The sequence below is a fragment of the Knoellia locipacati genome, assembly GCF_007992835.1.
Taxonomy (GTDB): Bacteria; Actinomycetota; Actinomycetes; order Actinomycetales; family Dermatophilaceae; genus Knoellia; species Knoellia locipacati.
This window is the reverse complement of the sequence record NZ_BKBA01000003.1, coordinates 521,361-544,813: the sequence shown is the minus strand read 5'-3', so window position 1 is coordinate 544,813 and position 23,453 is coordinate 521,361. Positions and strand designations below refer to the sequence as shown.

The following is a 23,453-nucleotide window of genomic DNA, read 5'->3' as shown; positions in this document are numbered from 1 at the left end:
GTTTAGGAGGCCCCGTGTAGCAGGATCGTGCCCGTGAGTCTCCTTGCCCCGTCACCGGCCGACGCCGAGCGCCGCGTGGGTCTGCGCCGCATGCGCGCCGTCGCGCTGGCCCTGCTCGTCCTCGCGGCGGTCGTGTATGCCGTCACCCTCCGTCACGAGACCGGCTGGCTGGGCTACGTCAACGCGGGTGCGGAGGCGGCGATGGTGGGCGCGCTCGCCGACTGGTTCGCCGTGACGGCGCTGTTCCGTCACCCCTTGGGGCTACCGGTGCCGCACACGGCGATCATCCCCAAGCGCAAGAACGAGATCGGGCGCAACCTCCAGGACTTCGTCACCGAGAACTTCCTCACCGACGAGATCGCGCGCGAACGCCTCGCCGCAGCGCACGTCGGGGAGCGGCTGGGCACGTGGCTTTCCGCCCCGGCGCATCGCCGGCGGGTCATGACCGAGGTCGTGCGCGTCTCCCGGGCGGGCCTCGCGCGGCTGTCCGACGAGGACGTGCGCGAGGTCATCGAGGACTTCCTCCTGCCCCGGCTGGCCACGGAGCCGATCAGCCCGATCGCCGGATCGCTGCTCGAGGGAGTCGTCGACGAGCGGACCCACCACGGGCTCGTCGACCTCGGGCTCGAGCAGCTGCACGACTGGCTGCGTGACAGCCCGGGGACGTTCGCGTCGGTCATCGGCGAGCGCGCACCGTGGTGGTCCCCACCGTGGGTAGACGACAAGGTCATCGGCTGGAGCTACCAGCAGGTGCTCGGCTGGTTGCGCGACATCCGCGAGACCCCGGAGCACCCCGCCCGGGTCGCCCTCGACGACCTGCTCGTCCGGCTGGCGCACGACCTCCAGTCCGACCCCGAGGTCATGGAGCGGGCGGAGGCGCTCAAGGAGCGCCTGCTCCTGCACCCCCAGGTCCCCGACACGGCCGTCGGGCTCTGGCGCTCCTTCACCGCCGCGCTCGAGACGGCGATGGATGACCCCGAGTCCTACTTCCACGTCCGCGGCGACGAGCTCCTCGAGCACCTCGGTCGTCACCTCGTCGAGGACGAGCCGTGGCGCTCACGGCTCGAGGGCCACATCGGTGAGGCGGTGTCGTTCTTCGTCAACACCTACGGCTCCGAGCTCGCCGAGGTCATCTCGGTGACTGTCGAGCAGTGGGACGGGCGAGAGGCGGCCGAGCGGATCGAGCTGCACGTCGGCCGCGACCTCCAGTTCATCCGGATCAACGGCACCATCGTCGGCGCGCTCGCGGGCATCGTCATCCACGCCGTCGCCTCCGTCGCCGCCTGACCCCGGGATTCCCGGCGCCGCACGCACGACACCCCGCACGCCTCACGGCATGCGGGGTGTCGGTCGGTCGGTCGGTCGAGGGGTCAGACGTCGCGGCGGACGTCGTCCCGCTCGTGGCGACCAGGGAGGTCGTCGCGGTCGAGCCGGCCGTCGCCGTCGCCGAGGCCGTCACGGTCCCGGAGGCCGTCACCGTCGACGTCGTGGCCACGGCGGTCGCCGTCGGCGACGACGTCACCGTCACGCCGGCCGTCGGCGTCGAGGTCGACGTCCGGGTCGATCTCGTCGGCGCGCTGCACCTTGGCCTCGTACTCGGAGCGGGCCGCGGCCACGGTCTCCCCGCGGCGAGCACCCTCGGTCTCGAGCTTCTCGGCCTCGGCGAGCTTCTGCTCGGCCTCCGCCCGTGCCTCGGCCTCGGCCTGGGCGGCGTGCGCCTCGCGTTCACCCACGACGTGGGAGTGCTCCTGCGCCTCTTCGCGCACCTCGGCGGCCTGCTGGCGCCGAGACTCCTCCTGACGCCTCCGCATCTGCGGGACGAGCAGCAGCACCAGTGCGATCAGCACGACTGCTGCGATGACCCACCACCAGATCGGGTCCATTCGGATCACTCTCCTTCGAAGACGTGAGGGTTTGCCCTCATCTCGAAGGTCATGACAATCCGCCACCCAGAACGGCTAGGCGCCTGCTCAAACAGAGCCGCTGAGCAGCGGAAACCTCGCAGGGAGCCGGTCAGGAGCGCTTCGGCGGCAGCGGGAAGAACATCGACGTGCGCTGCATGTACTCGGGGTAGCCGGGGCGCTTGGCCATCTCGGACTCGAGCAGCCGGGCACCCGTCGCGAACGCGAGGAAGTAGGTCATGATCGCCGGCGAGAACACCGTGAGCACCGCCGGCCACACCTCGGCCGAGATGACCCACAGGCCCCACCAGACGGCGCTGTCGCCGAAGTAGTTCGGGTGCCGCGTCCACGCCCACAGGCCGCGGTCCATGATCCGGCCCTTGTTGGCCGTGTCGGCCTTGAACCGGGACAGCTGAGCGTCGCCGATGGTCTCGAAGCCGACCCCGACGGCGAAGACGACGAGACCGAGCGCGGCGACCCAGCCGAGCGCCTTCGCGTCCGCGGCTGCGGCCACCTGGAGCGGCATGGAGACGAGGTATGCCGCGAGCGCTTGGACGACGAAGACGCGGCGGACGGCATACGCGAACCGCTTCTCGGGCGGCGCCGCGGACAGGAGCTTCTCGTAGCGAGGGTCCTCGCCGGCTCCGAGCGCGCGCCGGCGGATGTGCCAGGCGAGGCGTCCGCCCCAGATCGTCACGAGGACGGCGAGCAGCAGGGACCGGGGTCCCGCACCCACGAGGGTGCACACCCAGGCGATGGCGACGAAGACGAGGCCCCAGGCGATGTCGACGACGCTGACCTTGCCGAGGCGTCGGGCGATGAGGGCGGTGACGCCCATGACGACCGCGGCCGCGGCCAGCGAGAGGAGTGTGACGACGAGGAAGCGCTGCATCAGCGCACCGTCTCATGGGCCAGGGCCGGACCGCCGGGTCGGCGCGCGAGGATCTGGTCCACGCCCATCCGCCCGTCGCGGAACGCCTGCCCGCCGCCGACGAGGTAGAGGCGCCAGACACGGGCGACCTCCTCGCCGACGAGGTCGACGACGGCCTCCCAGTTCTTCTCGAAGGTGTCGAGCCAGGCGTCGACGGTCCAGACGTAGTGCTCACGCATCGCGTGCACGTCGCGCACCTCGAGACCACCGGCCTCGATGAGCTCGACGGTCTCGCCGACGGGCCGCATGTGCATGTCGGGGGCGATGAAGGACTCGATGAACGGACCGCCGCCCGGGTGCCGGCCGCGACGGGACATCTGCTGGATGAGGACGGCGCCACCGGGACGGACCGCCTCGCGGAGCACGGAGACGTAGGTCGGGTAGTTGCCCTGCCCGACGTGCTCGCCCATCTCGAGCGAGGCGGCGGCGTCGTAGGGGCCGTCGTCGACGTCCCGGTAGTCCTGGAGCCGGATCTCGACGAGGTCCTCGAGCCCGCGCTCGCGGACCCGCTGGTCGATGAACTTCTTCTGCTCCGCCGCGATGGTCACCCCGGTGACGCGGGCACCGAAGTGCTCCGCGGCATACAGGGAGAGAGAGCCCCAGCCGCAGCCGACGTCGAGGAAGCGCGAGCCCTCGCGCAGCCCGACCTTGCGGCAGACGAGGTCGAGCTTGGCGGCCTGGGCGGACTCGAGCGACTGGCCCGCGACGGACGGGTCGTCGCCGAACCACGCCGACGAGTAGGCCATGTGCGGGTCGAGGAGCAGCTCGTAGAACGCGTTGGAGAGGTCGTAGTGGTGGCTGATCGCCGACCGGTCGCGCCCGAGCGAGTGCAGGCGTCCGCGCAGACGCGCCTGGCTGGCCGGCGCGGGGAGCGGTCGACCGAGCACGCCGAGCTCGCGCGCGAGGGACACGAGCTTCGGGGCCGTGCGGGTGAGCGCGCCGACGTCGAGCCCGGTCACGCCACGGGCCCAGAGGGCGGCCCGAGCGACGTCGAGCGCCTCGCCGACATCGCCCTCGATGTCGAGCTCGCCGGTGACGTAGGCCTGCGCGGCTCCGAGCTCTCCCGGCGACCAGAGGAGCCGCTGGAGCGCCCGGGGCGAGCGCAGGACCAGGACCGGCCCCTCCACCGGCCCTGCCCGTGAGCCGTCCCAGACCCGGAGCCCCACGGGCAGCGGCCCACGCAGGAGGGGAACGAGTGCGTCGGCGATGCGCAGGGCGAGATCGGGTGACGAAGTGCTCACGGTCGACATTCGGAGGCCCCTTTGGTCTGGATTGGGTCTGCGGGCAGCGAAGATGGACCCAATCCAAACGCACCCGGGCCACGAATGGACGGCATGACCTCGACTGACGCTGCACCCCGCACTGCCGTCGTCGGCTCCGGAGTGTCCGGACTGACCGCTGCGCACGTGCTCTCGCAGCAGCACCGCGTCACCCTCTTCGAGTCGGACGACCGGCTCGGCGGGCACGCGCACACCCACACCATCGCGTCGGGTGACGGCGAGGTCCGCGTCGACTCGGGCTTCATCGTCCACAACGACCGGACCTACCCGCACCTCCAGAGGCTGTTCGCCGACCTCGGCATCGAGGTCCGCGACACCGAGATGTCGATGTCGATCCTCGACCCCGCGTCCGGGCTCCAGTACGCCGGTGGTCGCGGCATCAGCGGATTCCTCGCGCGCCCGCGCCAGCTCCTCTCGCGCGACTTCCTCACGATGCTGCGGTCGGTCCGCCGCTTCCACGCCGAGGCGGCGCAGTTCCTCGCCGCGACCGACGACGAGGACCAGACGACCTACGGCGAGTTCATCGCGTCACGCACCTTCCCCGACAGCTTCGTCGAGCTGTATGCCGTCCCGCTCGTCTCGTGCGTGTGGTCCAGCGGTCGCGGCGACGCGATGGACTACCCCGCGCGCTACCTGTTCCAGTTCCTCGAGCACCACGGGATGCTCAGCGTCACCGGCTCGCCGCAGTGGCGCACGGTGGTCGGCGGGTCCGCGACCTACGTCGAGGCCCTCGCCGAGCGCCTCGGCGACGTCCGCCGCGGGCACGGCGTCCTGGCGATCGAGCGCGACGACGACGGAGTCACCGTGACGACCCGCTCCGGCGCCGAGCGCTTCGACCACGTCGTCGTCGCCACCCACGCCGACGACGCCCTCGCCCTGCTCGTCGACGCCACCCCGGCCGAGAAGGAGGTCCTCGGCGCCTTCCGCTACTCGCGCAACGAGACCGTGCTGCACCGGGACGAGTCGCTGCTGCCGTCGGCGCGCTGGGCCCGCGCCTCGTGGAACTACCGGGTCGCCCGCCCCGGACACGACGTCGGGACGACCGGGCCGGTCGTCACCTACGACATGACCCGGCTCATGGGGCTGCCGGCCGCCGACCCCCTCTACGTCACGCTCAACGCGACGGCGCTCATCGACCCGGCCGCCGTCGTCGCGGTCATGGACTACGCCCACCCCATCCACGACCTCGCCGCGGTCCGCGCCCAGCGCCGCCGCGACGAGATCACCACGGCCCGCACGGCGTTCGCCGGGGCGCACTGGGGCTGGGGGTTCCACGAGGACGGGTGTCGCTCGGGTGTCGAGGCGGCACACGCGCTGGGAGTCACGTGGTCATGACCGAGGTCCGGCCCCGCGTCGCCGACCAGGCGATCACCCTCCCCGCCCTCCCGGCCCTCGTGGTCGGGCAGGTCCACCACACCCGGCACACGCCGATGCGGCACACGTTCAGCCACCGGCACTACCAGTGGCTCGTCGACCTCGACGACCCGCCGCGCCTGCCGGCCTGGCTGCGACCGGTCGCGACCTTCCGGCCCGAGGACCACCTCGCCGGGTCCGCGACGCTGCCCGAGCTCAAGGCGAACGTCCTGCGCTGCCTCGAGCGGGACGGCATACCGGCTGACGGCGTGACGCGGGTCGTCGCGCTGACGCACGCGCGCGTGCTCGGGCACGTCTTCGACCCGATGACCGCCTACTGGTGCCTCACCGCCGACGGCTCGCTGCGCGGCGTCGTCGTCGAGGTGCACAACACCTACGGGGGACGACACGCGTATGCCGTCCGCCCCGATCCCAGCGGCGCGGCCAGCGTCGACAAGGACTTCTACGTCTCGCCGTTCAACGACACGTCCGGCGAGTACTCGATCCGCTTCCACCTCGACGACGAGCGGGTGTCGGTCGGCATCCGCCTGCACCGCGAGGGCGAGCTCGTCCTCACCGCCGTCGTCGACGGCGCCCTCGTCCCGGCGACGTCGTCGTCGGTCGTGCGGACCGTCGCCCGCCACCCCCTCATGCCCCAGCGGGTGAGCGCCCTCATCCGGATGCACGGCATCCGCCTCTGGGCCCGCCGCCTCCCCGTCCAGCCCCGCCCTGCCAACTCCCAGGAGAGTGTCCGATGACCTCCGAGACCCTGCCCCGCCTCGAGATCCCCACCCCCCGCCCGCCGTTCACCCGGGGAGCCGTCGCGCGTGCCCTCATCCACCGCATCGTCGCCGGTGTGCCGGTCCGCCTGCGCTACCCCGACGGCTCCTCCGTCGGCGGCGGCTCCGCGGACGGCCCGACCCTCGAGGTCGTCCGTCCCGCCGCGCTGTTCCGGCGGGTCGAGCAGCACCCCAAGATCGGGCTCGGCGAGGCCTACATGGCCGGTGACTGGCACGCCGCCCACGGCACCGACCTCGCGCAGGCCCTGCTGCCGTTCGCCGCGCGGATGGGTCGGCTGCTGCCCAAGCCCCTCCTGTCGCTGCGACGGATCGTCGACCGTGCGCTGCCCGCCGGCACCCGCAACACCCTCGTCGGGAGCCGCGCCAACATCGAGGCGCACTACGACCTGTCCAACGACCTGTTCGCGGCGTTCCTCGACCCGACGATGTCGTACTCGTCGGCGCTGTTCGACCACTCGCGACCGCTCGCCGACCAGGACCTCGTCGAGGCGCAGCACCGCAAGATCGACGCCATCCTCGACTCGGCCGGCGTAGCCTCCGGCTCGCGGGTCCTCGAGATCGGCACGGGCTGGGGCGAGCTGGCGCTGCGCGCAGCGGCCCGTGGCGCCGACGTCCTGTCCATCACCCTGTCGCGCGAGCAGCAGGCGCTGGCCCGCGAGCGGATCGCCGCCGCCGGGCTGAGCGACCGCGTCGAGGTGCGGCTGCAGGACTACCGCGAGGTGACCGGCGAGTTCGACGCCGTCGTCTCGGTCGAGATGATCGAGGCCGTGGGGGAGGAGTACTGGCCGACCTACTTCTCGGCCATCGACTCGCTGCTCGCACCCGGCGGCACCGCCGTCGTCCAGGCGATCCTCATGGGTCACGACCGCTACCTCGCCACCCGCAACAGCTACGGGTGGATCCAGAAGTACATCTTCCCCGGTGGCCTCATCCCGTCGCTCGACGCGATCTCGGAGGTGACCGGACGGCATACGGACCTGCGGGTGCGAGGCGTGCTCGCGTTCGGCGGCGACTACGCCGAGACGTTGCGCCGGTGGCGGATGACGTTCCTCGAGGCGTGGCCGCGGATCGAAGGCGGCAGCTTCGACGAGACGTTCAAGCGGATGTGGGAGTTCTACCTCGCCTACTGCGAGGCCGGGTTCGCCTCGGGCTACCTCGACGTCGCCCAGGTGACGATGCGTCGCGACTGAGCCACGGCCGCTGGGCGACCGGTCGCTCAGCCGGCCCAGTCCGGGTCGGCCGCCGTGAGCCGGGCCGGGTCCACCGTGCCCGGCTCGGGGCGGTCCTTGGCGGTCCCACCGAGAGCCGCGCGGACGGCGTCGTCGAAGGCGGTCTTGCCACCTTCGGGGTCGCCGACCGCGTCGTCGATGTCGTGCTCCTGGCAGACGACCTCGTGGATGAGGCTGCCCACCAACGGCTTGGCGATGCCCGACGGGACGGGAGTCACGAAGCCCACCCAGTGGCTCGCGAGCCCGGGAGTGAGCACCGGGACCGTCCGGATGGTGCGGGCCCGCAGCCCGGCCACGGCGGCGTAGCGCTGGATCATCTCGCGGTAGGTCAGGACCTCGGGGCCGCCGATGTCGAAGGTCCGGTTGACCTCACCCTCGAGGGTCGCGGCACCGACGAGGTAGTGCAGGACGTCGGCGATGGCGATCGGCTGGATCCGGTTGTTGACCCACTTCGGCGTCACCATGACCGGCAGCTTCTTGGTGAGGTGGCGCAGCATCTCGAAGGACGCGGAGCCGGAGCCGAGGATGATCGCGGCCTGGAGGACGACCGTGGGGACGCCGGAGGCCATGAGGAGGTCGCCCACCTCGACGCGCGACGCGAGGTGCGCCGACAGGTGGCCCGAGCTCGGGTGCAGGCCCGACAGGTAGACGATGCGGCCGACGCCGGCGCCCTGGGCGGCGAGCCCGAAGGTGCGCGCCAGCTCGCGGTCGCGCTCCTCGAAGTCGTCCTTGCCGTCCATCGAGTGCAGGAGGTAGTAGGCGACGTCGATGCCCTCGAGCGCCGTCTCGAGGTCCTGGCGCGACGTGGCGTCACCCTCGACCACCTCGACGTCGTCGGCCCATTTGCGGGCGCGGAGCCGGTCCGCCGACCGCGTGAGCACGCGCACCCGCAGCCCGGCCTCGAGGAGCACGGGTACGAGACGGGACCCGATGTAGCCGGTCGCGCCCGTCACGAGGACATGGGGCTGCTGGTGGGTAGTCATCTGTGGCATCGTCTCACCCGTCATGGCGAATCCGGTCGTTGAACTGCGGAGATTCCTCAACGCTGCCCTCGTGGAGCCGGTGCCACGCGACCACACCGAGAGCGACGCGGCCTTCCGCCGCCGGCGCATCGTCGCCGCCGTCACCCTCGTCGTCGGTCTGGCGGTCAACGCGTGGGCGCTGCGCATCGAGCCGGGCAACAACCTCTTCTACCCGGCGACCCTCGCGCTCGCGGCCGTGTGGGCCTTCGGCGCGCTGATGTCCGGGCCGCTGCACCTGGGCTGGGCGCACACGCGGGCCGGTGACCGGCCAAGCCGGTCGGTGGTCCAGTCGCTCGTCCTCGGCGCGATGCTGCTCGGGCTCTTCCTCGTCGGCGCCGTGGCCGTCGCGCGGATCCCGGTGCTGCGCGAGCCGGTCGACCGGCTGCTCGACCACGCCCGGTTCGGCTCGCTCGCGGTCGTCGCGGTCATCACGGCGATCAACGGGGTCGCCGAGGAGCTCTTCTACCGGGGATCGCTCTTCGCGGCCGTCGGCCGCAAGCACGCGGTCCTCGTGACGACGATCGTCTACGCCCTCGTGTGTGCGGGCTCGGGCATCCCCCTCCTCGTCCTCGCGGCCGCCCTCGTCGGTGCCGTGGTCGGCCTCCAGCGGCGCGTGACCGGGGGGATCCTCGGGCCGATCGTCACCCACCTCACGTGGTCGCTGGGCATGCTCTTCCTGCTCCCCGTCGTCCTCGACGCCGCCCGATGATGAACTCGTCCGCATAGGCCGGGACGATCCCGGTGGGTCGTTCGTTGGGGCAGGCATGAGCACCCTCACCTGTCCCAAGTGCGGCTCGGAGATGCGCAGCTACGAGCGCAACCAGGTCCACGTCGACCAGTGCACCGGTTGCGGCGGGCTCTTCCTCGACCGCGGGGAGCTCGAGGCCCTCGTCAACGCCGAGACGGCGTACTACCAGCCGCCGGCCCCACAGGCCGCACCGCCGCAGCAGGCGCAGCCGGCAGCGGCACCGCAGCAGCCGGCATACGGGCAGGATCCCTATCGGCAGCCCGCGGCCCAGCACTACGGCCAGGCCCCGCGCTACTCGTCCTCGCCGGGCAAGGGCTACTACGGGCAGCCCGGACACCGCCGCAAGAAGTCCTTCCTGAGCGAGCTCTTCGACTGATCTGCGAGGCGCTCGGCGCCACCGACTCGCAGGCCCCCGTTGACATCTGGTCAGCGGGGGTTTGTCGTGCCACGCTTCGCCCATGAGCTCCGAGGTGGGGGAGGTCGCGACCGTCGATGCGCGACCCCTGGCGGCGTGGCGCGAGCGGCTCGTCGTCGCGTTCGGCGGTGCGGTCGTCGTGGTCGTCGTCGGGCTGCTCGTCATGTCGTGGTCGACCGGCCTGCGCGAGTCGTCGTTCGAGCAGCTGCAGACCGACCTTCAGCAGGGGTCGGTCCAGCAGTGGTATGCCGCGGAGCGCCTCGAGGATGGAGTGCTCGGCTTCACTCAGGCCCCGATGTCGACGGTGCGCGGCGACCTCGACGAGGCCTCCGACGGTGTCTACCTGCCGCCGGAGGGCGACCCGCTCGGCGGCATCCTCGTCTGGCGCACCTGGGGTGCTCAGGGGTGGCGCGTGGCCTCCGAGTCGGGCGTCTCCGATGCCACGGGCGACTACCAGGAGGCGGCGACTGAGGTGTCCACGGCCCTCGTGGGACAGCTGCGGGTGGCCAAGGTGCCGATGAGGCCCTACGAGTTCTCCGAGGGAGGGTGGCTGCGTGGGGCCGTCGCCCTTGGTGCGGTCGCGGTCCTCGTGATGCTCCTCGCCGGACCGCCCCCGCGTGCCGGGAACCGGTGGTTCTGGTTCTGGACGTTCGGCCTGCCCCTCGGACTCGGCTTCGTCGCCTACGCCGTCGTCGAGCTCATCGGTCTGCGTCGTCGTCCGGACCCGCCGATGGCGGATCGGCTCAGTGGGCAGCGCGGGTTCCTCACCTCGCTCGTCATCGGGATCGTCCTCACGCTCCTGATGTCCTTGGGACGTGCCGGAGGGCTGCCGCTGCCCTTCTGAGGCGGTGGACCGCCCGCGTCAGGTCAGACGTCGTCGGGGGTGGCCTCGTGGCCGGGTCGCCCGTGGGTGCGGCGCTCCTGCTTCATCTCCGCCTCGAAGACGTGTCGTCGACCATCCATGAGCGCATCGCGCACCCGCTGGTCGTGCTCGCGGAAGGCCGAGTAGTAGCCGTCGTCGAACTCCTCGACGATCTGGAAGGTCCATCGTCCGGCGAGGACGTTGCGCCCGACGAGGTCGGTCTCGATCTCGTCGGCGAGATCGGGGTGGCCGGCCTCGCGCAGCTTGTCGACGGCCTCGCCGAGGGTGAGGTCGGCCCGGCCGAGGTTGCGGTGGAAGGCATAGAGCGAGCCGCGCGCCTCCTCGATGACCTCGAAGGCCTCGGACAGCTTGCCGACGGCCTCGACGGTCGCGTCGCTGGCGCCTTCGGGGCGGGAGTGGGCGTCGTCGAGGGACCTCATGTCCCGATGCTAGGCCGGGGCGCGGCCCTGCACCTCGTGCGCGATCGAGGTGAAACCCGGGGAGGCCGCGGCGCAGGTCACGGCGACCGGTCGAGCCGGTGGTCGATGTCCTCGTAGCGGGCCCGCATGCCGGCGTCGCGGTAGCCGAGCCTGAGGTAGAGGTCGTGGGCCGGGTTGTCGACGTTGACGGCGAGCCACCCCTCCGACCACCCGCTGCGGGCCATGACGCGCAGGGACCTGGCGACGAGGTGGGCGCCCAGGCCGTGACCCCGCCACCGCGGGACGACACCCACCTGGTCGACCCAGTTGTCGCTGATCGTCACGAAGCCGGCCACGTGGCCGAGGCGGTCGACGGCGACCCGTGACTGGTCGGGGCGGAAGCCGTCGTCCTCGGCCGTGCTGCTGACCCACGCAGCCTCAGGGGTGTCGGGGAATCCCGGACGTGTGGCGAAGGACCGCCGGTATGCCGTGTGGAACAGCCGCTGGGTGTCCTCGGTCCACGGGTAGGTCTGCACACCCTTGGGCCGCGGCACCCGGGGGATCTCCTGGAGCGGGTGGCGCATGACGTGCTCGGCGAAGGTGCGGCTCAGTCCGTTGTCGGCGAAGAAGCGTTCGGACTCGGGGGACGTCGTCTCCGCGACGATCCTGAGCCGAGAGCCGCGCGAGTGCTCCCGGCACCACTTGATGAGCTCCTCGGCGATGCCCTGCGACCGGGTCGACGGATGGATGAGGGCGCTCGCGGACCGTCGACCGGAGCGGTCGAGGAACACACCCGCAGCCGTGATGAGCTCGCCCGTCTCGTCGCGCCCGCCGATCGACTGGCCGGCGAGGAAGAGCTGGCGCAGCATCGGCTCGGTGGCGAGCAACGGCAGGCCACCATCGCGCTCGAGGCAGCACAGGGCCAGGTCGGTCAGCGCGGGCAGGTCGTCGTCGTGCAGCGGCTGCCACGAGAGTCTCGCCACGGCGCCGTCACGTCCCCGGGCGGGGTTGCGCGCGCCTTCGGAGAGGGCGGCGGGAGAGGCCGGTTGCCATGCCCCATCCAAGCACTGCCGAGGTGGTCGCACTGGTGGGCCCCGTGGGATTCGAACCCACAACCTACGGATTAAAAGTCCGCAGCTCTAACCGTTGAGCTAGAGGCCCCGAGCGGGGAAGCCCCGCACGTGCGCAGACGATACCGGGGGAGCGTGGACGGCATACGGTGCCGGGTGCCGCGCCTAGTCCGAGGGGCTCGACAGGCGTGACCGCAGGGACGACCAGGTGACGAACGCCGACCCGAGGAGCAGGGCGCCGTTGGCGAGGAAGACCGAGCCCACGCCGGCGGCACCGGCCGCCGCGCTCGCACCGAGCGGCACGATGAACTGGCCGATCCGGTTGCCGGTGAGGCGCAGCCCGAGTGCGGAGGCGCGGTTGCGATCGGTCACGAGCCCGACGACCCAGCTCATCGTCAGCGGCTGCCCGATGCCCCAGAAGAAGCCGGCGACCGCAAGCATCGCGCCCATGACGACGGGCGACGACGTGAAGGGCAGCAGAGCCATCGGGACGCCGGAGCAGAGGGTCGCGGAGACGAGCAGCCGCGCTCGGGTGACGTGGCGGAGCAGCAGCGGCAGGAAGGCGCGCGACAGCACGGACGAGCCGGTGCGGACCGCGATGAGGATCGTCACGAGCAGGACCGTGAACCCGTGCTCCTCCCCGAGGACGGGCAGGTAGGCCGCGACGAGGTCCATCGACGTGAGCACCGCGAGGCTGCTGAGCACCGCCGGTCCCATGCCGGGGATGACGAGCATCGTCGCCAGGGACTGCGGCCCCTCGTCCCCCTCACGGGCGGTGGTCGCGGGGTTGCGCAGCAGGAACGCCAGGGGCGCAGCGAGGACGAGCAGGACGAGGAGGGCGACGAGCGCGCGGGTGGTGGCCGCGTCACGCGCGCCGCCGCCCCAGGCGCTCACGAGCCCGGCCACGGGGAGCCCGATGGTCTGGCCGACGGAGACGCTCAGGGTCCACGCCGCGAAACGCTGGTCCAGCGAGTTCGGCTCTGCGAGGACGGGGACGAAGCCCTGCGCCGCCACCATGGCGAGTATCTGCCCGAAGCCGAGCAGCACGTTGCCCACCCCGAGCCAGACGAGGTTGCCGCTGACGGTGATGACGCCGACCGCGAGGGCGGTGAGGACGAGGCCGGCCTGCAGGAAGGTGCCGGCGCGGTCGCGGTCCACGGCCCGTCCGACCTGGAGCGCGACGAAGAGGGGGAGCAGGGCGAAGAGCGCGGTGATGACGCCGATCGCGACCGCGTCACCACCGAGGTCGAGGGCCCGGTAGGAGACGAGGACGCGAACCGCGCTGTATGCCGCGTGCAGGGCCGCGGTGACCACGCACAGGAACACGAAGGACCGGGCCTTCGACGGCCCGGTCGACGAGGCTGCGGGCCTGCTGCTCACACCAGCTCGAAGAGCGCTGCGATGCCTTGGCCGCCACCGATGCACATGGTCTCGAGACCGTAGCGGACGTCGCGCCTGCGCATCTCTCGGGCGAGTGTGCAGAGGATGCGCCCGCCGGTGGCCCCGACGGGGTGCCCGAGCGAGATGCCGGACCCGTTGACGTTGACCCGGTCCAGGTCGCCGGGGCCGAGCTTCCACTCGTCGAGGCAGGCGAGCACCTGCGCGGCGAAGGCCTCGTTGATCTCGATGAGGCCGACGTCGTCCATCTCGACACCAGCGCGCGCCAGCGCCACGGCGGAGGCTGGCACCGGCCCGATGCCCATCGTCGCGGCCGGCGTTCCGGCGACAGCCCAGGAGACGACGCGGACGATCGGGTCGAGTCCGAGCTCGCGGGCGTGCTGCGCGGTGGTGACGATGCACGCGGCACCGCCGTCGTTCTGGCCACTGCTGTTGCCGGCGGTGACCGTCGCCTCGGCGTCTGTGCGCCCCATGACCGGGCGGAGCGCCGCGAGGGCCTCGAGCGTGGTGTCGGGGCGGGGGTGCTCGTCGCTGTCGACGACGGTCGGGCCCTTGCGCCCGGGCACGCTCACCGGGACGAGCTCGTCGTCGAAGCGCCCTGCGGCGACGGCGGCGGCGGCGCGGTGCTGCGACATCAGGGCGTACTCGTCCTGCCGCTCGCGGGTGATGGAGTACTCGCGGCGCAGGTTCTCGGCGGTCTCGATCATCCCGCCGGGAACGGGGTGGTCCTTGCCGCCGGCGGTGACCCGTCCCCGGGCCAGCGAGTCGTGGAGCAGCAGGCCGGCGCCCGACGGGCCGCCGCGAAGCTCGTGGCTGTAGAACGGCGCGCGACTCATCGTCTCGGCGCCGCCGGCGATGACGAGCGAGGCCGCACCGCTGGCGACCTGGGCGGCGCCGAGCATCACGGCCTGGAGGCCGGAGCCGCAGCGGCGGTCGACCTGCATGCCCGGCACGCCCTCGGGCAGGCCCGCGTCCATGGCGGCCACCCGACCGATCGCCGGGGCGTCGGAGGTGGGGTAGGCGTGGCCGAGGATGACGTCCTCGACCTCGTCGCCCGGCAGGTCGTTGCGCTCGACCAGGGCCGCGATGACGGTCGCGGCGAGCGACTCTGGAGGCACCGTCGAGAGGCCACCACCGAACCGGCCGACCGGGGTGCGGATGGGGTCACAGATCACCACGTCGTGCTCGTGCACCGCTTCCTCATTTTCTATAGACTATCGAATATGGGAGAACGTAGCACGATGACGACGTCCACGACCGGTCACGACGCAGCCGCCCAACCCGTGGACGGGCAGTGGTGGCGGCCGGGACGTCTGCAGGTGCCGGGCGACGCTCCGGACGTCCTCGTGGAGATGGCCGCCGACTTCGAACCTCCCGTCCTCGACGCCGCCACGGTCCTCGACCCGTGGCGCGCGAGCGCGCTCGGCGGGCTCCTGGGGCGAGGTGCCCTCGTCGTCGGTGACGACCTCCCGCTCGGCTGGCACGAGATCTGGTTCCGGGACCCGCTGGCCTCGGGCGGCGTCGCGGAGGACGGCCATGCCGAGGAACACGCCCTCATGCCCAGGCGTCGTCCCCGCCGGCGCGTCTATGCCGGGGCCACGCTGAGCCAGCGCCACCCGTTCGTCGTCGGCGACGAGGTGTCCAGGACGAGCGGCGTCACGGACTGCCGGCTCGTCCCCGGCCGGACCGGCTGGCTGATGATCATCACCGAGTCCCACCGGTACGCCGTGGACGGGCGGCTGTTCCTCGAGGAGACGCGTCGGGTCGCCCTGCGCCACGACGCACCCGCGGACACCGACCGCGCGACCGCGACGCCGCGCGCTGCGGCGGACCCGGCACCCTCGACCGCGGATGCCGACCTCGCGCTGGAGGTGACGGCCGACCCCGTCATGCTCTTCCGGTTCAGCGCGCTGACCTACAACCCGCACCGGATCCACTACGACCGCGAGTACGCCACGGGGGTCGAGGGTCACGCAGACCTGCTCGTGCACGGTCCACTCACGGCGCTGCTCGCCCTCGAGGCCGTGCGTGCCGCAGGTGTCCCTTCCCCCACGACGGCGCGCTACGACTTCAGGCTGCGCGGGCCGGCATACATGGGTCGGCCCGTGAGCTTCTCGGTGCGGGAGGCGGATGGGACCGCGGAGGTGACCGGGGCGCAGGAGGGCCGGCTGGTCCTCACCGGCACGCTCGCCGGAGCCTGACGCCGATCAGCCGGTGACGGCCTGCTCGTCGTGCCCCTCGGCGCGGGTCGTCGGGTCCTGCTCACGGATGCGCGAGGACCGCAGGATGTGCTCGGACATCCTGCGCGCGGCCTCGACGGGGTCGCCCGCCCGGATGGCCTCGATGATCGACTCGTGGTCCTCCTCGAGGTCCACGGCGTGCGCCTTGGTCCAGATGGTCGTCGAGGGCGTGAAGCGGCTCCAGAGCAGGTCGAGGTACTGCACGACGAGCGGCGAGCTCTGCGCATAGATCGTGAAGTGCAGCCGCCGGTTCATCATCGACAGGCTGGCCGGGTCGACACTCTTCTTGCGGGCGGCGACGAGCGCTTGGTGCTCGGCCTCGATCTCGGCGAGCCCTTCGGGCGTCATCCGCTCGACGGCCATCTGGGTGGCGGTGCTCTCGACGGCCGCGCGCAGCCGGTAGAGGTCGACCGCCGCCGTCGGCGACATCTCGCGGACGCTCGCGCCGCGGTGGGGGGAGTAGGTCACGGCGCCGTCGGCCTCGAGGATGCGCAGTGCCTCGCGCACCGGGGTGGGGCTCACGCCGTAGCGCTTCGCGATGACCGTCTGCTTGAGCGCGTCGCCGGGCTGGATGGCGCCGCTCGCGAGGTCGTCCTTGAGGCGTTCGAGCACGTATGCCGTCCGGCTCTGCGGCGGTCCGGCCCCCTGGTCCATCGCCGTCACGATCGATCCCCTCGTCGTCCCGGACCACCGTGGCCGGTGGTGTCTATCGAATACATCCTATGCACGGCTGCGTGCTCGCCTCTCGAGGAAGGCGTCGAGGCGCTGCCGCGCGTCGTCGCTCTCGAAGCAGAGGGCCTGGAGGGCCGCGTCGGCCACCCGGGACCGGTCCGCAGGAGCGCGCATGGCCTCCTTGGCGTACTGCGTCGCAGTGGGGGAGGCGCGGCCGAGGTCGCGCAGCAGGCCTGCCACGACGTCGTCGAGGTCGTCGGGCTCGCAGACCCGGTTGGCCAGCCCGATGCGGTGGGCCTCGGTGCCGTCGATGCGGCGCCCCGAGAGGATGAGCTCGCTCGCGATGCCCCAGCCCACGATGCGTGGCAGCCGGTGCATACCACCCGCGGACGGGATGATCCCCAGAGTCACCTCCGGCAGGCCCCAGGTGGAGCGGGACGTCGTGACCCGCATGTCGCAGGCCAGCGCGAGCTCGCAGCCACCGCCGAGCGCGGGTCCGTCGACGACGGCCACGGTGGGCCACGGATACTCCTCGAGGGCGAGGAAGAGGTTGTGGTTCAGCCGGGCCAGCGCCTCGACGCGGGTGCGCTGTCGCAGGTCCGCGATGTCGGCGCCGGAGACGAACATGCCGGGGGTCGAGCTCTCGACGACGAGGACGCCCGGCTCGAGGGAGGCCTCGTCGAGGGCGTGCCGGATGTCCCGGGACATCTCGACGTTGAGGGCGTTGCCCTTGTCGGGGCGGTCGAGCACGAGCCGTGCGACGCCGGCGGTGCGGACGAGGGAGACGGTCACGGCGCGACCCTCCGTCCCGTGTCGTCGTAGGTGTAGACGCCACGACCGGTCTTGCGGCCGAGCCTCCCGGCCTCGACGAGGCTGACGTGCGTGGGGTCGGGCCGGAAGCGGTCGCCCAGCGAGGCGTGCAGCGAGCGCAGCACGGAGAGGCGGGTGTCGAGCCCGACGAGGTCGATCAGCTCGAACGGACCCATCGGGTGGTTGAGGCCGTGGGTCAGCGCGATGTCGATCTCGTCGGCGGTCGCCACGCCCTCGGTGAGCATCCGGAAGGCCTCGTTGCCGATGAGCACGTTGACCCGCGAGGCGACGAAGCCCGGGCGGTCGACGACGCGCACCGTGGTCTTGCCCGCGCGCTCGCAGAGGTCGCGGGCCCGCAGGACGCTGTCCTCGGCCGAGGCGAGGCCGGCGATGACCTCGACGAGGCGCATGCGGTGGACGGGGTTGAAGAAGTGCAGGCCGACCAGGCGCTCGGGCTGCGGGAGGCCAGCGGCGATCGAGGTGATCGGCAGTGCGGAGGTGTTGGTCGTGAGGAGGGCCTCGGCGGGTGCCGTGCGGGCGACGTCGGCGAGGAGGTCGCGCTTGAGGTCGAGGATCTCGGGCACGGCCTCGATCACGGCCGTGGCGTCGGCCACCGCCTCGTCGAGCTCGGCGACCCGGATGCGCCCGAGGACGAGCTCGGCGCTCTCGACCTCGTCGTCTGCGCTGCTCGCGTCGGACCGGGAGGCTCGGCGCTCGGCCGCGCGGCGCAGGTCGGCGGCGATGCGGTCCCGGCCGGCGGAGGCGGCCTCGGGGGTGGAGTCGACGAGCGACACCCGGGCTCCTGCAGTGGCGAAGAGCTGCGCGATGCCGCGGCCCATGATCCCGGCGCCGACGACCGCGACCCGCTCCGTGGAGCAGGTGTTGGTGGCGTCCTGACGGTGCGACATGTTTTCTCCTCAAGGTCTGTAGACAACACTCTATAGAGTATGTACTGTCGCATCTGACCGCAACGGGGCGGACAGAGGAGGAGCACCCCATGGACATGGCGAGAGCGTGGACCGAGGACCTGGCCGCTCGACGTGCCTTCGACCTGGACGTGTCGGAGCAGGAGGCGCTGACCCGCCTGCTCGTCGACGCGCTGTCGATCGCCAGTGCCGGTGCGCAGGCCGAGGGCGTGCGCGAGACCGTGGCGGCCCTGGCCGGTCTCGGGGAGGGCGAGGTGCCCGTCCCGTGGACCGACCTCCAGCTGGACGTGCCGCAGGCTGGGCTCGCGATGTCCGCCCTCATCCACGCGTGGGACTTCGACGACACCCACGACGAGGCCGTCGTCCACACGAGTGCGGTGGCGCTGCCGGCCGCACTGGCCGTGGGTCTGCGCGAGGGTCGTTCCGGCGCGGACGTCCTCGACGGGTTCGTCGTCGGCGTCCAGGTGCTCGCACGGCTCTCCCGGCTCGTCGGCCCCCAGCACGGCATGATCCGCACCGCGGGCCTCGGTGCGCTCGCCGCAGCAGCTGCCGCGGCGCGCACCCTCGGCCTGACGCCCGAGCAGCTCGGCCACGCCGTCTCGCTCGTGCTCCCGTCCGCGGGCTCCCGCCACAGCCGCCAGGTCGTCGCCGACAGCGCCACCAACAAGCGCCTCCAGCCGGGGCTGGCCGTGCAGGCCGGCATCACCGCGGCCTACCTCGCTCGCGCAGGCGTCTCCGGCCCGGTCGGCTGGCTCGACGGGGAGTACGGCATCGCGAGCCTCGCGGCGACCGAGCCCGACCTCGACGTGCTGCTGGCTCCGGGCTGGGAGGGCGCTCGCCTCTCGCTCAAGCCCTACCCGGCCTGCCGCTACACGCACTCGGCCATCACGGCGACGAGCCGTGCGTTGGCCTCGCTGCCTGCGGGCGCCACCGTGGACCGCGCCGAGGTGCACGTCCCCTCAGGCGCCGGGTACGCGATGGTCTCGCGGCCGTTCGCCCGTCGGGGCGCCCCCATCGTCGACGCCCAGTTCTCGATCCCCTGGCTCGTCGCCGCCCACGTCGTCACCGGACGGCTCGACCTGCGCACCGTCGCCGGCCCGGACCTGCTCGACCCCGAGGTCGAGGCGCTGGCCACCCGTGTCGTCGTCCACCAGGACCAGCCCGAGACGAGCGAGATGGTCCCGGCGACCGTCGACCTGCACACCGCCGACGGCCTCACGGTCTCGGGCACGGCCCCGATGCTCGGCTCGCCGCAGGAGCCGATGGACGACGCGCTGCTGGCGGCCAAGGCCGCCGGATGCTTCGCCGTCGCGGGCGTCGACCCCGTCGCCGGGCTCGCGGCCGTCCGCGACGTCGTCGGCTCACTCGCCGACGTGCCCCGCGGTGGCCTCGACGCCGCCTTGGCCGGTCTGGCCACCCCGAACCCCTTCCGCACCACGACCCAGGAGACCGCATGGACTTCAGCCTGACCGACGAGCAGCACGACCTCGTCGACTCCGTCACCCGTCTGGCCGAGAGGGAGTTCGCCCCGAAGGCGTTCTCACGAGAGGGTTTCGCGTGGGACAGCCTGCGCATCCTCGCCGAGAACGGCCTCACCGGGCTGACCCTGTCGGAGGACGTGGGTGGCCAGGGTGCCGGCCTGCTCGACGCGGTCCTGGCCATGCAGGCGATCACGAAGATCTGCCCGCACAGTGCCGACGCGTTCCAGGCCGCCAACTTCGGCGCCATCCGCCAGATCGCCTGGTTCGGCTCCGACCGGGTCAAGGAGGAGGTGCTCACCCCGCTGCTGCGTGGTGAGGCCCTGGTCTCCGCAGGCATGAGCGAGCCCGAGGCCGGGACCGCCCTGACCGACCTGCGCACCCGCGCCGAGTACGACGGCGACGACGTCGTCATCAACGGGCAGAAGTGCTGGAACTCGCACGGTCCGGACATCACCCACACCGTCGTGTGGTGCCGCTTCGGCCCGCGCACCCGTGACATCGGCGCGGTCGTCGTGCCCGTCGACACCCCCGGCTTCACCCGGGGCAAGACCGAGACCTACATGTCCGGTGAGCACCACTGCCAGCTCTACTTCGACAACGTCCGCGTCCCGCGCGAGTACGTCCTCGCCGACTCGGGTGCCGTCTCCAGGATGCTGTCGATCTTCGGCGTCGAGCGGATCGGCAACGCGAGCCGCGCGATCGCCCTGGCGGAGACGGCATACGAGCGTGCCGTGGAGCACGCCAAGTCACGCACCGCGTTCGGCCAGCCGCTGTCGAACTTCCAGGGCCTGCAGTGGAAGTTCGCGGACATGCGCGTCCAGCTCGACGCCGCCAAGCTGTTGATCTTCCGCGCCGTCGCCTCCGCCGAGTCCGGCCCGCCGGACCCGACCGAGGCTGCGATCGCCAAGCTGCACGCCAACGAGACGGCGTTCAGGGTCGCCAACGACGCGCTCCAGGTCTTCGGCGCCAGCGGCTACTCGACGGAGTTCCCGCTCGAGTACATCGTCCGTCGCACCCGTGGCTGGATGATCGCCGGTGGCTCGGTCGAGGTGCTGCGCAACACGATCGCCGGCAACATCTTCGGCCAGCGCTTCAGCCAGCGCCCGGCCGCCCCGGCACCCGCCGCCCCTCCCTCGGACATCCTCGCCGCGCAGCCGGACGAGTCGTCGCTGTCGGTCGCGCCCGAGCCGGCCGGGGTCGGCCGATGACCACGGCCGCGGAGGGTCTCACCCTCCACATCGCCGAGTGGGTCGCTGCACAGGCCGCCACCCCGCTCCCGAGCGAGGTCGACCACCACGTCCGCCGCCTCGTCCTCGACCACCTCGCCGGTGTCGTGGCCGGGTCGGTCACGCCGGTGACGACCGCGGTGGCCGAGCACGCGTCCGAGGAGTACGGCGGAGACCACGCCGTCGCCGTCGGCCACGGCCGCATGTCGACGCTGGGCGCGGCGCTCGTCAACGGCACCGCCGCGCACGGCCTCGAGGTCGACGACGGCTACACCCCCGGCAGCGTGCACCCCAGCGCGGTGGCGCTCCCGGCCGTCCTGGCCGCAGCCCAGCGCGAGGGCAGCACGCCCGAGCAGACCCTGCGGGCCTCCGCGATCGCGCTCGAGCTCGTGTGTCGCCTCGCCGCCTCGGGCCACCCGGCGACCTGGCGCAACCACTTCCACAACACCCCGCTCACCGGCGTGCTCGCCGCGGCGGCCGGCGTCAGTGCGCTCACCGGCGCCGACGCCCTCACGACCGCGAACGCCCTGGGCATCGCGGCCTCGCACGCCGGCGGGCTCTTCGAGTTCCTCGGTCAGGCCGCCGAGGTCAAGCGGGTCCACCCGGGCAAGGCCGCCCGCGACGGCATCGCCAGCGCCCAGCTCGCCCGTCGTGGCGTCACCGGTCCGCTCACCGCCCTCGAGGGTCAGCACGGCTACTTCGCCGCCTTCGCCGGTGACGACTGGAGCCGCGACACCCTCGTCGAGGGGCTCGGCCAGCAGTGGACCTGCCTCGACACCTACGTCAAGCCCTACCCGTCGTGCCGCCACCTCCATGGCCCGATCGATGCCGCCCTGGCACTGCGCAAGGAGCACGGGCTCACCGCCGAGGACGTCCGCTCGGTCGCCGTCGGGACGTACTCCGTCGCCACCCACCACGGCCACACGCGCGTCGACAGCTTCCTCGACGCGCAGATGAGCATCCCGTATGCCGTGGCAGCCGCCCTGCGATGGGGCGAGGTCACGCTGGCGGAGTTCTCCGACGAGTCCCGGTCCGACGCGGCCGTCCTGCAGCTCACGTCGGCGGTCGAGGTCCACCTCGACCAGGACGCCCAGGACCTCTACCCGAAGGCGCGTCCCAGCCGGGTCACGCTCGAGCTCACCGATGGTCGCAGCGTCTCCGAGTGGGTCGAGCAGCCCTACGGCGAGCCGTCCAACCCGGTCACCGACGAGGACCTCGCGGGCAAGTTCCATGCCATCACCGGGCCGCTCGTCGGCACCGAGGGCGCTGACGAGCTCATCGCAGCGGTCTGGGCGTTCGAGAACCTCGACTTCCTCGACCGCGCCGACGAGCTCGTCCGCGCGCAGGGGGGTCGAGCGGGATGACCGCCGTGGCCGACCTCGCGCCCAGCGTGTCCGACGACCCGGACGCGCGTCACGCCTCCGTGTCGGAGCGTCCGCTGAGCGGTGTCCGTGTCGTCGAGTGCGCGGTCTACATCGCCGCGCCCTCGGGTGGCATGGCGCTGGCGCGGCTCGGCGCCGAGGTGATCCGGATCGACCCGATCGGCGGTGCGCCCGACCGTGGCCGCTGGCCGGTCGCACCCTCGGGGGAGAGCCTCTACTGGGCTGGTCTCAACCAGGGCAAGCGCTCGGTCGTCATCGACCTGCGCAGCGAGCGGGGGCGCGAGATCGCCACCGAGCTCGCCACCGCCCCGGGCCCGGACGCCGGGATCCTGCTGCACAACCGGGCGCGCCGCTCCTGGCTCGACGACGCGTCGCTGCGTCGTCACCGGCACGACCTCGTCCACATCGTCGTCGAGGGCCTGCGCGACGGCAGCCCGGCGCTCGACTACACGGTCAACGCCCGCGTCGGCGTCCCGTACCTCACGGGTCAGGCCGACGGCGCCGGCGTCGTCAACCATGTCCTGCCCGCGTGGGACCTGCTCACCGGGGCCACGGCGTCGACCGCGCTGCTGGCCGCCCTGCGGCGCCGGGACCGCACCGGCCTCGGTGCACTCGCGCGCATCTCGCTCGAGGACGTCGCCACCGCGGCGATGGCCGACCTCGGGTGGCTCGCCGACGCACAGCTCACCGGCTCCGACCGCGCGCGTCACGGCAACCAGCTCTTCGGCACCTACGGCGACGTCCTCACGACGCTCGACGGCCAGCCGGTCATGGTCATCGCGATGACCGAACGCCAGTGGCACGCGCTGCAGGCCGCCACCGGCACGACGGAGGCGTTCGCGTCCCTCGCCACCACGCTCGGCCTCGAGCTCGACACCGAGGAGGGGCGCTACGAGCACCGCGCACTCATCTCGGCGGTCCTCGCCCGGTGGTTCGCCGAGCAGACCCTCGACGACGCGCTCGAGGCGCTGCGCCGCACGGGAGCGCTGCACGCGGCATACGGCTCGCTGGCGCAGCTGGCACGAGAGCTGGCCCGGCCCGGGACGGACTCCGTCGTCGATCTCGTCGACCACCCCGGCATCGGCACGGTGCTCACCGCGGGCAGCCCCGTCCGCCTGTCCGACGTCGAGTCGGCCGCCATGTCGGCGCCACGGCTCGGGCAGCACACCACCGAGGTCCTCAGCGGCGTCCTCGGCCTGAGCCATGCCGAGATCGGCCGCCTCCTCCAGGACGGCGTCGTCGCCGGTGAGGCCGCATGAGCGCCCAGCCCGCGTCGTTCGACGACGCC

23 protein-coding genes and 1 tRNA gene are annotated in these 23,453 nt (G+C 72.4%); 12 read left to right on the top strand and 12 right to left on the bottom strand.

Annotated elements, in window-relative coordinates; all coding sequences use genetic code 11:
* Positions 1 to 90: 90 nt before the first annotated feature.
* On the top strand, positions 91 to 1,287 hold the full coding sequence (locus KLO01_RS04090; protein WP_147063097.1) for a DUF445 domain-containing protein: 1,197 nt from the start codon (positions 91 to 93) through the stop codon (positions 1,285 to 1,287).
* A gap of 83 nt (positions 1,288 to 1,370) precedes the next feature.
* Here the strand turns inward: KLO01_RS04090 and KLO01_RS04085 are convergent, their stop codons facing one another.
* The 3 genes from KLO01_RS04085 to KLO01_RS04075 all read right to left on the bottom strand — a co-directional run bounded on the left by KLO01_RS04085 (position 1,371) and on the right by KLO01_RS04075 (position 4,082).
* Positions 1,371 to 1,883: a hypothetical protein gene (locus KLO01_RS04085; RefSeq protein WP_147062344.1), complete on the bottom strand. Its 513-nt coding sequence runs from the start codon at positions 1,881 to 1,883 to the stop codon at positions 1,371 to 1,373.
* Positions 1,884 to 2,013: 130 nt separating this feature from the next.
* Entirely contained in the window at positions 2,014 to 2,793 is a 780-nt protein-coding gene (locus KLO01_RS04080; protein WP_147062342.1) for a DUF1295 domain-containing protein, read from the bottom strand.
* The gene (locus KLO01_RS04075) at positions 2,793 to 4,082 is read right to left on the bottom strand and encodes an SAM-dependent methyltransferase (RefSeq protein WP_147062340.1); all 1,290 of its coding nucleotides are present in this window, start codon (positions 4,080 to 4,082) and stop codon (positions 2,793 to 2,795) included. Before KLO01_RS04075 ends, KLO01_RS04080 begins: the two co-directional genes overlap by 1 nt.
* Positions 4,083 to 4,166: 84 nt before the next feature.
* On the opposite strand from KLO01_RS04075, the gene KLO01_RS04070 reads away from it, so the two are divergent.
* From KLO01_RS04070 to KLO01_RS04060, 3 genes are read left to right on the top strand one after another with little or no spacing between them, the layout of a single operon-like run.
* Positions 4,167 to 5,447 carry an NAD(P)/FAD-dependent oxidoreductase gene (locus tag KLO01_RS04070; RefSeq protein ID WP_246136037.1) on the top strand — a complete coding sequence of 427 codons (1,281 nt, stop codon included), beginning with the start codon at positions 4,167 to 4,169 and terminating at the stop codon, positions 5,445 to 5,447.
* Positions 5,444 to 6,223 (top strand): DUF1365 domain-containing protein, encoded by a 780-nt coding sequence (locus KLO01_RS04065; protein ID WP_147062336.1) that lies wholly within the window; start codon positions 5,444 to 5,446, stop codon positions 6,221 to 6,223. The genes KLO01_RS04070 and KLO01_RS04065 overlap by 4 nt, the downstream gene beginning before the upstream one ends.
* Entirely contained in the window at positions 6,220 to 7,455 is a 1,236-nt protein-coding gene (locus tag KLO01_RS04060; RefSeq protein WP_147062334.1) for an SAM-dependent methyltransferase, read from the top strand. Before KLO01_RS04065 ends, KLO01_RS04060 begins: the two co-directional genes overlap by 4 nt.
* Positions 7,456 to 7,481: 26 nt before the next feature.
* Here the strand turns inward: KLO01_RS04060 and KLO01_RS04055 are convergent, their stop codons facing one another.
* Positions 7,482 to 8,477, bottom strand: coding sequence for an NAD(P)H-binding protein (locus tag KLO01_RS04055; RefSeq protein WP_147062332.1), 996 nt, complete (start codon positions 8,475 to 8,477; stop codon positions 7,482 to 7,484).
* A 22-nt stretch (positions 8,478 to 8,499) separates the two neighbouring features.
* On the opposite strand from KLO01_RS04055, the gene KLO01_RS04050 reads away from it, so the two are divergent.
* From KLO01_RS04050 to KLO01_RS04040, 3 genes are all read left to right on the top strand, one after another.
* Positions 8,500 to 9,225, top strand: coding sequence for a CPBP family intramembrane glutamic endopeptidase (locus tag KLO01_RS04050; RefSeq protein ID WP_147062330.1), 726 nt, complete (start codon positions 8,500 to 8,502; stop codon positions 9,223 to 9,225).
* A 55-nt stretch (positions 9,226 to 9,280) separates the two neighbouring features.
* The gene (locus KLO01_RS04045) at positions 9,281 to 9,640 is read left to right on the top strand and encodes a TFIIB-type zinc ribbon-containing protein (protein ID WP_147062328.1); all 360 of its coding nucleotides are present in this window, start codon (positions 9,281 to 9,283) and stop codon (positions 9,638 to 9,640) included.
* A gap of 82 nt (positions 9,641 to 9,722) precedes the next feature.
* The gene (locus KLO01_RS04040) at positions 9,723 to 10,523 is read left to right on the top strand and encodes a hypothetical protein (RefSeq protein ID WP_147062326.1); all 801 of its coding nucleotides are present in this window, start codon (positions 9,723 to 9,725) and stop codon (positions 10,521 to 10,523) included.
* A gap of 23 nt (positions 10,524 to 10,546) precedes the next feature.
* On the opposite strand, the gene KLO01_RS04035 is transcribed toward KLO01_RS04040, so the two are convergent.
* From KLO01_RS04035 to KLO01_RS04015, 5 genes are all read right to left on the bottom strand, one after another.
* Positions 10,547 to 10,981: a hypothetical protein gene (locus KLO01_RS04035; protein ID WP_147062323.1), complete on the bottom strand. Its 435-nt coding sequence runs from the start codon at positions 10,979 to 10,981 to the stop codon at positions 10,547 to 10,549.
* A 77-nt stretch (positions 10,982 to 11,058) separates the two neighbouring features.
* Positions 11,059 to 11,943, bottom strand: a complete 885-nt coding sequence (locus KLO01_RS04030) for a GNAT family N-acetyltransferase (RefSeq protein WP_147062321.1) — start codon at positions 11,941 to 11,943, stop codon at positions 11,059 to 11,061.
* A gap of 102 nt (positions 11,944 to 12,045) precedes the next feature.
* Positions 12,046 to 12,121: transfer RNA gene (locus KLO01_RS04025), tRNA-Lys, on the bottom strand.
* A gap of 74 nt (positions 12,122 to 12,195) precedes the next feature.
* Positions 12,196 to 13,410, bottom strand: a complete 1,215-nt coding sequence (locus KLO01_RS04020; RefSeq protein WP_147062319.1) for an MFS transporter — start codon at positions 13,408 to 13,410, stop codon at positions 12,196 to 12,198.
* Complete coding sequence (locus KLO01_RS04015) at positions 13,407 to 14,621, bottom strand: acetyl-CoA C-acetyltransferase (RefSeq protein WP_147062317.1); 1,215 nt, start codon at positions 14,619 to 14,621, stop codon at positions 13,407 to 13,409. The genes KLO01_RS04020 and KLO01_RS04015 overlap by 4 nt, the downstream gene beginning before the upstream one ends.
* Positions 14,622 to 14,651: 30 nt before the next feature.
* On the opposite strand from KLO01_RS04015, the gene KLO01_RS04010 reads away from it, so the two are divergent.
* Entirely contained in the window at positions 14,652 to 15,629 is a 978-nt protein-coding gene (locus KLO01_RS04010; protein WP_147062315.1) for an HTD2 family dehydratase, read from the top strand.
* Between the two features lie 6 nt (positions 15,630 to 15,635).
* Here the strand turns inward: KLO01_RS04010 and KLO01_RS04005 are convergent, their stop codons facing one another.
* The 3 genes from KLO01_RS04005 to KLO01_RS03995 all read right to left on the bottom strand — a co-directional run bounded on the left by KLO01_RS04005 (position 15,636) and on the right by KLO01_RS03995 (position 18,058).
* Complete coding sequence (locus KLO01_RS04005) at positions 15,636 to 16,322, bottom strand: GntR family transcriptional regulator (RefSeq protein WP_186827930.1); 687 nt, start codon at positions 16,320 to 16,322, stop codon at positions 15,636 to 15,638.
* 66 nt (positions 16,323 to 16,388) lie between these two features.
* The gene (locus tag KLO01_RS04000) at positions 16,389 to 17,132 is read right to left on the bottom strand and encodes an enoyl-CoA hydratase/isomerase family protein (RefSeq protein ID WP_147062311.1); all 744 of its coding nucleotides are present in this window, start codon (positions 17,130 to 17,132) and stop codon (positions 16,389 to 16,391) included.
* Positions 17,129 to 18,058, bottom strand: a complete 930-nt coding sequence (locus KLO01_RS03995; RefSeq protein WP_147062309.1) for a 3-hydroxyacyl-CoA dehydrogenase family protein — start codon at positions 18,056 to 18,058, stop codon at positions 17,129 to 17,131. The genes KLO01_RS04000 and KLO01_RS03995 overlap by 4 nt, the downstream gene beginning before the upstream one ends.
* Before the next feature lie 89 nt (positions 18,059 to 18,147).
* Here KLO01_RS03995 and KLO01_RS03990 point away from each other — a divergent pair, with 89 nt between their 5' ends.
* From KLO01_RS03990 to KLO01_RS03975, 4 genes are read left to right on the top strand one after another with little or no spacing between them, the layout of a single operon-like run.
* Positions 18,148 to 19,545, top strand: coding sequence for an MmgE/PrpD family protein (locus KLO01_RS03990; RefSeq protein WP_147062307.1), 1,398 nt, complete (start codon positions 18,148 to 18,150; stop codon positions 19,543 to 19,545).
* Positions 19,530 to 20,765: an acyl-CoA dehydrogenase family protein gene (locus tag KLO01_RS03985; RefSeq protein WP_147062305.1), complete on the top strand. Its 1,236-nt coding sequence runs from the start codon at positions 19,530 to 19,532 to the stop codon at positions 20,763 to 20,765. The genes KLO01_RS03990 and KLO01_RS03985 overlap by 16 nt, the downstream gene beginning before the upstream one ends.
* Complete coding sequence (locus KLO01_RS03980; RefSeq protein ID WP_147062303.1) at positions 20,762 to 22,147, top strand: MmgE/PrpD family protein; 1,386 nt, start codon at positions 20,762 to 20,764, stop codon at positions 22,145 to 22,147. Before KLO01_RS03985 ends, KLO01_RS03980 begins: the two co-directional genes overlap by 4 nt.
* Positions 22,144 to 23,424: a CoA transferase gene (locus tag KLO01_RS03975; protein WP_147062301.1), complete on the top strand. Its 1,281-nt coding sequence runs from the start codon at positions 22,144 to 22,146 to the stop codon at positions 23,422 to 23,424. The genes KLO01_RS03980 and KLO01_RS03975 overlap by 4 nt, the downstream gene beginning before the upstream one ends.
* Positions 23,425 to 23,453 lie beyond the last annotated feature (29 nt).